This is a genomic window from Brevundimonas sp. (assembly GCF_036732845.1).
Taxonomy (GTDB): Bacteria; Pseudomonadota; Alphaproteobacteria; order Caulobacterales; family Caulobacteraceae; genus Brevundimonas.
The window spans coordinates 1-11,195 of sequence record NZ_DAINBO010000054.1 but is presented as its reverse complement, the minus strand read 5'-3'; the positions used below and the strand labels follow the sequence as shown (position 1 = coordinate 11,195).

General features: G+C 68.6%; 9 protein-coding genes and 1 tRNA gene. 6 read left to right on the top strand and 4 right to left on the bottom strand.

Going from position 1 to position 11,195, the window contains the following annotated elements; translation table 11 throughout:
• A partial coding sequence (locus V7D63_RS12335) for a LamG-like jellyroll fold domain-containing protein (RefSeq protein ID WP_333592579.1) occupies positions 1-487 on the bottom strand: 487 nt, incomplete at its 3' end.
• A gap of 152 nt (positions 488-639) precedes the next feature.
• Here V7D63_RS12335 and V7D63_RS12330 point away from each other — a divergent pair.
• Together V7D63_RS12330 and V7D63_RS12325 are read left to right on the top strand one after the other, a co-directional pair.
• A tRNA-Val gene (locus V7D63_RS12330) sits at positions 640-716 on the top strand.
• 56 nt (positions 717-772) lie between these two features.
• A complete protein-coding gene (locus V7D63_RS12325) occupies positions 773-2,374 on the top strand; it encodes a tetratricopeptide repeat protein (RefSeq protein WP_333592578.1) in 1,602 nt (533 codons plus the stop codon).
• Positions 2,375-2,430: 56 nt separating this feature from the next.
• On the opposite strand, the gene V7D63_RS12320 is transcribed toward V7D63_RS12325, so the two are convergent.
• On the bottom strand, positions 2,431-5,610 hold the full coding sequence (locus V7D63_RS12320; protein WP_333592577.1) for an autotransporter outer membrane beta-barrel domain-containing protein: 3,180 nt from the start codon (positions 5,608-5,610) through the stop codon (positions 2,431-2,433).
• 198 nt (positions 5,611-5,808) lie between these two features.
• Between V7D63_RS12320 and V7D63_RS12315 the strand changes: the two genes are divergently transcribed.
• From V7D63_RS12315 to V7D63_RS12300, 4 genes are all read left to right on the top strand, one after another.
• Positions 5,809-6,690 carry an SPFH domain-containing protein gene (locus V7D63_RS12315; RefSeq protein WP_333592576.1) on the top strand — a complete coding sequence of 294 codons (882 nt, stop codon included), beginning with the start codon at positions 5,809-5,811 and terminating at the stop codon, positions 6,688-6,690.
• Between the two features lie 43 nt (positions 6,691-6,733).
• Positions 6,734-6,889: a hypothetical protein gene (locus V7D63_RS12310; RefSeq protein ID WP_333592575.1), complete on the top strand. Its 156-nt coding sequence runs from the start codon at positions 6,734-6,736 to the stop codon at positions 6,887-6,889.
• A gap of 133 nt (positions 6,890-7,022) precedes the next feature.
• The gene (locus tag V7D63_RS12305) at positions 7,023-8,273 is read left to right on the top strand and encodes a glycosyltransferase (RefSeq protein ID WP_333592580.1); all 1,251 of its coding nucleotides are present in this window, start codon (positions 7,023-7,025) and stop codon (positions 8,271-8,273) included.
• A 61-nt stretch (positions 8,274-8,334) separates the two neighbouring features.
• On the top strand, positions 8,335-8,850 hold the full coding sequence (locus tag V7D63_RS12300) for a SixA phosphatase family protein (RefSeq protein WP_333592574.1): 516 nt from the start codon (positions 8,335-8,337) through the stop codon (positions 8,848-8,850).
• A gap of 13 nt (positions 8,851-8,863) precedes the next feature.
• Here V7D63_RS12300 and V7D63_RS12295 read toward each other — a convergent pair whose 3' ends face one another.
• Positions 8,864-10,573 (bottom strand): M56 family metallopeptidase, encoded by a 1,710-nt coding sequence (locus V7D63_RS12295; protein WP_333592573.1) that lies wholly within the window; start codon positions 10,571-10,573, stop codon positions 8,864-8,866.
• Positions 10,570-10,944 (bottom strand): BlaI/MecI/CopY family transcriptional regulator, encoded by a 375-nt coding sequence (locus tag V7D63_RS12290; protein ID WP_333592572.1) that lies wholly within the window; start codon positions 10,942-10,944, stop codon positions 10,570-10,572. Before V7D63_RS12290 ends, V7D63_RS12295 begins: the two co-directional genes overlap by 4 nt.
• Positions 10,945-11,195: the final 251 nt, after the last annotated feature.

The window sequence follows — 11,195 nt, the reverse complement described above, 5'->3', positions numbered from 1 at the left end:
CGCCGTCCAGCGCGATGTTCCAGAAGCTGATGTTCATCAGCCCGCCCCTGAACTGGCGGTGCGGCTCGGGCGCGTGGTCCAGGGCGCCCAGGGTCACGGCGACGTTGGACGTGATGTTCTGCAGGCCGGCCCCCGAAGTCGTGACCGGCACGGACACGCCGTCGACATAGATCAGTATGGCGCCGTTCTTCCTGACCCCCACGACGGTGTGGCAGCAGTTGTCCAGCACCGCGTTCGGCCCGGTCGCGGCCTGGCTGATGCCCGCGCCATAGGTGTGGAATTGGATCGAGCCGTCGGTCCCGACGGACAGTTGAAACCCGGCCTGGCCCGTATCATCCCTGCGCGCGATGATCGGGCCGCCGGTCGTGGACATGAACATGCCCACCACGGTGAAATCGCCCACGCCGACGTCGTATTGGCTGATATAGGGCGCGCGCAGGAAGCATTGCGTGGCGCTGTCAGGCGCCGAAATGATCGCATAGTGCATGTGTGTTTCTCCCCTTGGGCCAAGGTGCGCGTCGCGTTGTGAAAACGCAAACCCGTGCTTTTCGAAACCATTCGATGTGAGCGTGCCGAGTGATCGACTTTGTCGATCCGCGGCTTGAACCGCGCGGCCGGGGCGGGCATGAGCGTGGCGATGGGCGGCTAGCTCAGTTGGTCAGAGCACCTCGTTTACACCGAGGGGGTCGGGGGTTCGAACCCCTCGCCGCCCACCACCCTGCCGCTTGCGCCGACGCCGCCGCGCCTGGATAGTCAGGCGAGGGGAGGGACTATGATCGTCGGATTGGGCATGGCGGCCGCGCTGGCGTTTTCCGCGCAGGATCCGAAGGCGGCCGCCGCGGCGGCGCCGACGGAGCAATCCAGCGTCGCCTACATCGACATCAACGACGTGCCCCCGGCCGTGCGTGAGCCGACCGAGGCTGAGTATGCCGAGATCGAACGACTGGTGGGGCGGGCCGAGGGCGCGCGGGACGCCGAGCGGTTCGACGAGGCCATCGAAGCCGCCACCGAACTGGCCGCCTTGAGCGCGGCTACATTCGGCCCACGTCACCCGATCACCGCGTCGTGCCTGAATATCATCGGCCAGGTTAAATTCGATCAGGGGGACTATGACGGGGCTGAGGCCATCTTTCGGGATGGTTTGGCCATACGGGTTGCGGCTCTGGGCGAGATCCATCCCGATGTGGCTGAAAGCCTGAACAATATCGCCGGGGTCTTGTCCCGCCGCGGTCTCAACGCCCAGGCCCTGGTCTTCCTGCAACAGGCCGTCGATGTCTGGACCCAGGTGGGAACCTTCGATCGCAACCTGGCCGATGGCCTGGCCAATCTGGCCAATCAGTACAGCTATCTCGGGCGCTATGCCGAGGCTGAGGTCCCCGCACGTCGCGCCGTCGCCGTGACGGAGAAAATTTATGATGCGGACGACCCCGAAACGGCCGGTAATTTCGGCACGCTGGGCGAGATCCTGCTGGCGCTGGGCAAGTATGAGGAGGCTGAGGGGTATCTGTCGGCGGCGGATCGCGTGTTCGTCGCCAGCGGCAAGGCCCACACCCTGAAAGCCGGGCTGACGCTGTCTCGTCTGGGCACGTTGCGGAATTATCAGGGCCGGTATGGCGACGCGGCGGACCTGTTCCGGCGTTCGACCGAGGTGTTCGCCGCCGCTGTCGGGCCGGACCATGTCTTTACGGGCGCGGCCTTGGTTTCGGCGGGTCAGGCCATGCTACTCGACGGGCGGCCTGAACGGGCTGAAACTCTGCTGAGGCGCGGCTTGAGGGTGCAGGAGAAGCAACTCGGTCTCGACCATCAGGATACGGCGACGACCCGGATGATCTTGGCGCAGGCGTTGCTCGCCCTGGGCCAGGTCGAGCAAGCCGACGCCTTGTCGCGGCGCAGCGTCATGGACCTTGAAAGGAAATTGGGCGCGGACGCGCAAAACACCGCGAGCGCCAGGGTCGTTCACGCCTCGGTGTTGATGGTCGAGGGGGAGAACGCTCTGGCGGAACGCGAAAGTCGACGGGCCTTGGCGGCGTTGGGGGGGATCCTCAGCGCCGATCATCCGCAAGTCAGCGACGCCCGGAGCAATTTGGCGCGGGCGCTTCTGGCGCAGGGGCGCGCGATGGAGGCGGAGGCGGTGTTGTCTCCCGCGCTGACGCTGACCTCGTCGGCCTTCGGTCAAGGCCACCCCGGCGCGATCGAGCTTCAAACCCAACTCGCGCGCAGCCTTCTCGCACAATCCAGGCTGGCGGCCGCGATGGAAGCCAGCCGTTCCTCGGTTTCGCCGCTCGTCTTGTCCGCGCCCGCGCTTCGTCGCCAGCGACAGCTAGAGAGGGTCAGGGTCGAGGCGGCATGGCTGAATTCGCGATCAGGCGCCTAGCCGTCGCGACTTCTCGCGGAGAGGCGACTGGGCGCTCCACGCCGTCTTCCCGATGATCAGAACCGGAAGCTGGCCCGCAGCAGCAGGGTGTAGCGGACGTAGTCCTCCAGCTTCTCGGCGTCGGCCGAGATGGTCAGCATGCCCAGTTCGTTGCCGACGCTGAGGCGCAGACCGGCGATCGGGCCGCCGCCCTCGATGCTGGCGGGGGTCAGGGTGAAGTCCGGGCCGCCCGAGGCGAAGCGGGCGATGGTCTCGCCGGCGTCGACCGAGAAATTCTGACGCCAGCCCAGGCGCAGTTCCGGCCGCAGCCAGCCATTCTGGCCGAAACCGTAGCCGATGTTGACCGCCGCGACGCCCGAGAACAGGTGCCCGTCGCGTTCGTCGATCTCCAGGTCGAAGCCGTCGCCGCCGCCGCTTTCGACGCGGGCGTCCTCGCTGAGCGAGAAATACTCGGCATAGACTTCGGGCCGGATGTTCCAGCGGCCCACGTGACGCTCGTAGGAGGCGCCGCCGGCGGCCGCCAGGGTGAAGCCGTTCCAGTTGGATTCGTTGCGCAGGTTCAGGCCCGCCCCGACCAGTTGGCGGGTCGAATCGAAGGTGGCGTAACCGGCCGCGGCCCGCGCCCAGGTGGTCCAGTACTGGCCCTGGGCGCGCCAATAGAGGCCCAGTTCGATCAGGCTGGCGGAGACGACTTCCTCGGCCTCGGACTCGGGGTCGTCGAAGTCGGACGAGGTGAAGGCCACCGACAGACCCAGGGCGCCGTTGTTGGTGCCGCGCTCGACGCCGCCCGCGACGCCGAAGCCTTCGGAGCGGAAGCCGTAGGTGTCGGTCTTGTCCTTGTCGGCGTAGAAGTTGATCTCTTGCAGCCAGGCGCTGGTCTCGCCCGGCGCGGCCGAGGCGTTGCGGCCGGTCAGGGCGCGGGTCACGGCGTCCACGCCCGAGGCCAGCGAGATCAGCGATCCGCCCGAATGGTCGGGCAGCATCTGTTCGTACAGATTCATGAAGCCGTCGCGGCCGGTCTGGGCCAGATAGGCGTCGCGAAGGGCGGTGTTGTCGTTCAGCGCCCGATAGACGGCGTCGAAGGCCGAGGTCTCGACGCCGTTCAGTCCCGCCTCGGCGGCCGTGCGGCGGCGGGCGTCGACATAGATGTCGCCGGCGGCCACGTCGGCGCCGGCGCTGACGACATAGAGGAAGGGCGAATTGGCCTGAATCCCCGCCTGGTCCAGCGCGCCGCCCAGGGTCAGGCTGTTGGCGTTGATGACAGTGAACCGTTGAGGTCCGTCCAGCAGGGAGGCGAAGCGGACGCCCAGGCCTGCACCGGCGGCGAAGGTCGCGTTTCCGCTGACGTTGAAGCCGGAGTTGGAGTGATTGGCCGGGTCCAGCGTGACCAGCAGGTCGCCGTTGGCGCCGACGTTCAGGCTGCTGATGTTGACCGCGCCGGCCTGGCGGGATTCCAGCGAGCCGTTGGCGACATTGATGGCCAGTTGGCCGTCGCTGTCCGAGATCGCGCCGCGCACCGTGGCGCCGCCGGTGATGTCCAGGCGGTCGGCCCCGGCGCCGAAGCTCATGGCGCCGTCGACCGTTCCGTTGCGGATATCCAGGTGGTCCGCGCCGGACCCCATCAGGATGTCGCCCAGGATCGCCGGTTCGCTGGCGTCCGGCACGCCGTCGCCGTCGGTGTCGGGGTTGTTGGCGGTGACCGTGCCGGGGGTTCCGCTCTGGATGATCGTCAGGCCGGTCGTGTTGGCGCGCGAGTCGATGGCGACCATCGTGCCGGTCATCGCGTCGCCGGCGTCGTTCGGGGACAGGTTGGCCTGGATCGAGCCGGTGTTGTTGATGCTGGTCAGACTGCCGCTCAGGTCGCGGATGGCCGTCACGGCGGCGGTGCCGCCGGCCGAGGCGGCCAGAATCTGACCGGAGTTGGTGATGTTCGGCAGGCTGGCGCCCGCGTCGATCTGGATCGCCGTCGAGCGGTGCGCGCCGTTGGTCGACAGACCCGACGAGATGGCCAGGATGTTGACCAGGGTCGGGGTCGAGGCGCCGACGCCGAAGCGCAGGGTGGTGGCGTCGGCCTTGCTGGCCAGGGACGCGATGGTGCTTTCGTTGCGGAAGCCGCCGGCGATGTTGACGGTGCGGCCGGCCACGCCGCCGATGACCATGGCGTTGGCGGCGATGCCGTCATAGACGCCCTGGCCCGCGATCGCGCCGCGGTTGATGAAGCCGTAGGCGTTGTCGCCCGTGCCCGCCACGCCCAAGGTGATGTTCTGGCTGTTCGAGGCGATCAGAATGGCCGGCGCGGAGCCGAAGACGTTGATGGCGGCGGTGCCTTCGCCCGCGTCGCCGATGCCGTCGCCGTCTTCGTCGTTGTTGGCGTTGTCGTTATTGACCGGAGGACGCTCCAGCACGACGCCGTTGGCGACGCTGGCGCCGATCACCACGGCCGAGCCGCTGATCAGTTTGTCCTCGGCCTCAAGGCCGTTGATGAAGGTGTCGGAACCCCGGGCCGTGTAGCGGAAGCCCGAGACGGTGATGTCGCCCTGCAGGGTCAGGCGGCCGCCGATGTCGCCGCCGATCGAGACGCCGGTCGCCCCCGCGCCGTTGGAGGAGATGGAGCCGCCCAGATAGACATTGCCCGAGACCGTGTTGGTCGTGCGGAAGGCTGTGGAGTTGTCGCCGACCACGCGAATGGCGCCGAGCGAGCTGACGCCGCCGGTCAGGGCCGATTCGATCGACACGGCGTAGGAGTTGTTGCCTTCGACGCTGATGGTGCCGCCGGCTTCGACCGACAGATTGGCGGTGACCCCGCCCGCCGAGGCGATGCGCAGGCCATAGCGGCCCGTTCCATTGGCCCAGGGACCGTCGATGTCGCCGTCGTTGTCGGTGTCGGGATAGCTGTCGATGTTGTCGCGGACGACCACCGTGCCGCCGATGATGATGTTGCCGGGGTTGGCGCTGTTGACCAGGATCGCGGTGGAGCCGTCCGCCGCGTTCAGCATCGAGACCGAGCCGCCGCTGTCGATGTCCAGGCCGTGGTTGGTGTTGACCGTCACGGCCGTGCCGGAGGTCACGTTCACGGCGCCGCCGCTGGCGATGCGGATGCTGTCGGCGCCCGAACCCGTCGCGTTCGCGGTTTCGATCGGAGTCGGTCGGGCGGTGTTGATGACCACCTCGGCCTGGACTCCGGTGGCGGCCATCAGAGGGGCGAGGGCCACCGCCGCCGCGAGCAGATTACGCATTCGGAAACAACCCCTGATGGTCACGCGAAGCTGGACGCCGCCGACCCTCTAACAGGGTCCGCGCCACGATGCCCCAAGTTTCTCGAATTTGAGGCGAATGCAAGGCCGTGAAACCGTTTCGGCGTGTTCCGGCGGCCTCAAGTCTTGCGGTATTCGGAATCAATGTGATATCACTTTGATGTCTGCTAGGAGGACGACATGAAAGAATTCGAGACCCGATCCGCCGAAACGCCCGCCAAGACGGCCAGCGGTCTATGGATGCTGTTGCTGGGGTTGGCGTTGATGGTCGCCGGGCCGCTGTCGATCATCCAGAACCCCGACGACCCGATGCAACTGGCCTCAGGCGTGACGGCGGCGCTGTTGGGGGGCTTCATCCTGTGCGGCCTGTATTCGCTGCAACCGAACGAGGCGATGGCGATCATGCTGTTCGGCGACTATCGCGGCACCGATCGGAAAACGGGTCTGCGTTGGGTCCTGCCCTGGTACAGCCGCAAGAAGATCTCGCTGCGCGTCCGCAATCTGACGTCGGACAAGCTGAAGGTGAACGACAAGCGCGGCAATCCGATCGAGATCGCGGCCAACGTCGTCTGGCGGGTCGAGGATTCGGCCCAGGCTCTGTTCGATGTCGATGACTTTCAGCAGTTCGTGAACATCCAGGTCGACACCGGCCTGCGCGACCTGGCCTCGCACTACGCCTATGACCACGGCGAGGAGCATGAGCTGACCCTGCGCGCCGACGCCGAGGATGTGGCCGCCCGGCTGCGTGAGGAACTGGTCGGCCGGGTCAAGGTCGCGGGCGTGGTGGTCGATGAGGCGCGCCTGGCGCACCTGGCCTATGCGCCCGAGATCGCCGGGGCCATGCTGAAGCGCCAACAGGCCGAGGCCGTGCTGGCCGCGCGCCGCCTGATCGTGAAAGGCGCCGTCGGCATGGTGGAGAGCGCCCTGACCGACCTGGGCGAGCGCCAGGTGGTCGAGCTGGACGAGGATCGCAAGGCGGCCATGGTGTCGAACCTGCTGGTGGTGCTGTGCGCCGACCGCGAGGCTCAGCCGGTCGTGAACACGGGCACCCTGTACGGCTGACATGGCCCAAGGCCCCAGAGCAAAGGCCAGGAAGTCCTTCCTGATGCGGGCCTCGCCAGAGGTGATGGCCGCCGTCGAGCGATTGGCGGCGGCCGAACTGCGCTCGGTCAACGCCCAGGTCGAGGTGTTGCTGCGCGAGGCCCTGACGCGACGGAACATGCCGCTCGGCCAAGGTCCCATGAAAACGGACGACGCTTGAGCTTTGCCGGTGACGGCGCTACGGCGCGGTCATGGTGAAGTCCCACATGGCCCGCGTCCGAACCGCTCGCCGCATCCAGAAGCGGGCCACGCGCGTCGGCGCGTCAGGCATCAGCGCCTCGGAGCGGGAATTGATGAACCTGGCGGGGCTTGAGGTTCAGGAGGGCGAGCTGCGCCTGATCCCCGGCTGGGACGAGGAGGTTTCGCGCACCCTGCGGGCCACCAAGGCCGCCGGTGAAGACCCCCGGCCCCGGCTGGTCGACACCACCATGCTGTACGCGCCCAAGTCGGGCGGCGTGAAACGCTATCTGCTGTCCAAGAAGGCCTGGCTGGAGACGAACCGCCCCGGCGTGGCGCATTCGCTGGTGGTGCCGGGCGCGCATCACAGGGCGGGCGAGGACGGCATCATCCAGTTGCACGCCACCAAGCTGCCGTTCGGCGACGGCTATCGCTGGCCGACCTCGGTGCGTCGCTGGGCCGCCTGGGTGGCGTCGCTGAACCCGACCGTGATCGAGGCGGGCGACCCCTATACGCCGGGCCAGGGCGCGCTGGAGGCCGGACAGCGCGTCGGCTGCCCCGTCGTCGGCTTCTGCCATTCCGATCCGGCGGGCCTGGCGGCGCTGCATTTCGGCGAATGGGCCAAGAAGCCGGTCGAGAAACGCTGGGCCAGGCTGTTCGGCCAGTTCGACCGTGTCGTGTCGCCCAGCCGCTATATCGCCCGCCGCCTGGAAGAGGCGGGCATCCGCGACATCGTCATTCAGCCGCTGGGCGTCGAGGTCGACACCTTCCGCCCCGATCGACGCGACCGCGACTGGCTGCTGAAGAAGCTGAACCTGCCCGCCACGGCGCGACTGCTGTGTTTCGCGGGCCGTCCGGCGCGAGAGAAGAACATCGATGTGCTGATCGAGGCCGTTCAGAAGCTGGGCGATCCCTATCATCTGGTTCTGGTCGGCGCGGGGCAGGGGCTGCCCGCCGAGGACCGCGTCATCTCTCTGCCGTACGAGGCCAATCCCAAGGCGGTGGCGCGCATCATCGCCAGTTGCGACGCCTTCGTGCACGCCAACGACCGCGAGCCGTTCGGCCTGATCGTGCTGGAGGCCATGGCTTGTGGACGGCCCGTGGTCGGGGTCAACGCCGGGGGCGTGGCCGAGACGGTGGACGTCAGCGTCGGCCAGTTGGCGGCGAGCGCCGATCCCGACGCCTATGCCCAGGCCGTCGAGGCTCTGTTCGCCCGCGACATCGAGGCCCTGGGCGCCGCCGCGCGGATCAAGGCGGTCGAACAGTTCGCCTGGCATCGCGTCTTCGAGGGGCTGTGCACGGTCTATGGCGACGTCTCGGGCGAGCGGGCCTTCATCGATCCCGCTGGGGAATCCGTCGTCCACTGACGGTCTGGACAGGCGTCGCCGCCCGCGCCAGCCTTCTCGTCGCATTCGAGGAGAGACCCGCGTGAAACCTCTGTCCGCCGCCGTCGCGGCCCTGGCCCTCATGGCCCAGCCGGTCTCGGCCCAGACCGTCATCCTGGTGCGTCACGCCGAAAAGGTGGACGCCAGCGCCGATCCCCTGTTGTCCGAGGCGGGCCTGACGCGCGCCCAGGCCCTGGCCGCCGTGACGGCCCAGGCCGGACTGACCCACGTCTATTCCACGCCGTTGCAGAGAACCCGTCTGACGGCGGCTCCGGCGGCCGAGGCGGCAGGGTTGACGGTCGAGACGCTGGATCTGAGCGGCGGCGGCGCGGCGCACATCGCGCGGACGGCCGAAACCCTGCGCGCCCTCGCTGACGACGATGTGGTCCTGGTGGTCGGCCACAGCAACACGGTTCCGGCCATCGCCCGCGCGCTGGGCGTGGCCGAGGTCGCCGACATGAGCGACTGCGAATACGACCGCCTGATCGTCATCGAATTGGAAGAGGGCGCCGCGCGGGCCGTGACCGGCCGTTACGGCGCCCCCACGGAGCCTTGCTGAAAAGGCCTTTCGATCAGTCGCGGGCGCGCGCCGATTCACGCATCCGGGCCGCGCCTTCCTCCATCCGGTCGGCGCCGCTCAGCATCTTGGGAATGGCGTCCAGCAACTGCCGATCCGTGACCGTACGGCCGTCTCGGCGCTCCTGTTCGATCTGCTGGGCGCGATAGGCCGGATCGCGCAGGCGCTGGGCCTCGTCGCGCATCTGGCGGGCGCCGTTGTCCATCTCGTCGGCGCCGCGCGCCATCTCCACACGGGCGGAGGCCATTGCGCGCACGGCCTGTTCACGGGCGCGGCGGGCGTCGACGAGCGCCCGGGCGGCGTGGACGCGGGCTTCGGCGGCGGCTTGAGCCGCTTGCTCGCGAATGGCGGCGTGATCGACCGAGCGCATATGTTCGGCGACCTGTGCCTGGGCGCGGGCGTCAGCGGCCATGGCTTGGGCTTCGGCGGCCATGGCGCGGGCATGCATGGCCTGCTCACGGGCGTGGACACGAGCCTCGGCGGCGGTTTCGCGGGCTTGTTGGGCCGCCGCTTGCGCGTCTTCTCGGGCTTGTTGGACGTCGCGGCGTTCTTCGTCCGTCATCGGGCGACGGGCGCCGTCTGCGTTTAGGGCATAGGCTTCATCGCCGTTGACGACGTAACGGGTGGTCTGGCCGTTGTGCGTGATGATGGTGCGATGGACCCGACGGTCGCCGTCGGCATCGGCCGACACGGCCCTGGCGCGGGGTTCCGCCGGCGCGGGCGAGGCGGCCTGGTCCTGGGCGCGGGCGGCCAGTTCGAGCGCGGCGATCGGGGTGGCGACGATGGCCAGGGCGGCGACGGCGACGGCGACCATCCAGGGCCGCGAGGGCGTGGGCGTGCGATCTGACATGACGGTCTTGATCCTTTCGGCGAGAGAGCGGGCGGGACCGGTCATGCTGACGGCGGCCCCATTGGGAGAGGACTTGGTGATCTGGGCGGCCAGGCCGACCAGGGTTCGGGCATAGGTTTCCCGGTCGATGCGGCGCACCACGGCTTCGTCGACGGCCTGTTCCGACAGCCGCTCAAGCTCGCGCGCGGCCAGCCAGACCAGGGGGTTGAACCAGAACAGGGCGACGGTGATGCGCGACAGGGCCAGGAACAGCCAGTCGGCGCGACGGATATGGGCCAGTTCGTGGGCCAGAACGGCCTCGGCCTGGTCCGGTCGGTCCAACTGATCGGGACCGATCAGGATGCGGCCCGGCGACAGTCCCCAGCTCAACGGAGCGGCGACGGCGGGCGAGACCCGCAGCCGAGGCTGACGCGCCGGGGCCAGACGATGCAGCGCCGCCCGCCAGTCGGCCTGATCGACCCGACGGCCGCGACGGCTCCAATGGGCCAGGGTCGCCATGCCCAGGCCGAAGCGGCCCAGGATCAGCACGGCCCCCAGCCCCCAGAGCGCGACGGCCCAGATCCACGGCGACGGCAGGATGATCCGCGCCGAAACCGTCGTGCGGGGCAGGGGCACGGCGGCCTGGATCGTCTGGGGCGCGACCGACTGGAGAACGGGGGCGGGTTCGAGGACGCGCACGGCCAGGTCCGGCCCGAAAAGGGCGACCGGCGGCAGGATCAACAGCACCAGAACGGCGGCGCGCAGTATGTCGGCGCGATCCGCCGCCGTGTTCCGACGCAACAGGGCGGTCATGGCCAGGGCGAATCCCGCGACCACGGCCGACTTGGCGAACAGGGCGATCAGCACGGCGGTCATCGGCCGCGTCCCTTGGCTTCGTCGATGGCGCGCTCCAACGCGGCCAGTTCGTCCGGCTGCAAACTGCGGGTCATGCCCAGCAGCGCGGTCGCGGCTCCGGCGGCCGAGCCGTTGAAGAAGGTGTCGATAAGGCGCGTCAGGGCGCCGGTGGCGACCGTGTCGGTGCTGGGCACCGGCGTATAGAGGTTGGCCGGACCCTCAAGCTGACGCCGCACCAGGCCCTTGGCCTCCAGGCGCGACAACAGGGTGCGGACGGCCGAGTCGCTGAGCGGATCGGCCAGGGCCGCACGCACGGATGCGGCGGTCGCCTGTTCCAGTCGGCACAGGGCCTCGAACACGTCACGTTCTCGCCGGGGCAGGGTCTCGATCATGGCCGGTGCGCCTCACTACAAATGTAGCGTTACGTTTGTAGCGGATCGTGGCGAGAATGTGGCGAAACAGGTGAAATCGCCGTAAGGCGCGGCATTGCGCGACGGGCGTCCCAAGGACGAACGGCGAGAGGCTGAAACCAGATGCGGAAAGAGGGGGGAAGGGCGGTGCGCCACCCCCTCCGCTCTATCGGAGAAGGTGGCGCGAGTGACGGGGCTCGAACCCGCGACCTCCGGCGTGACAGGCCGGCACT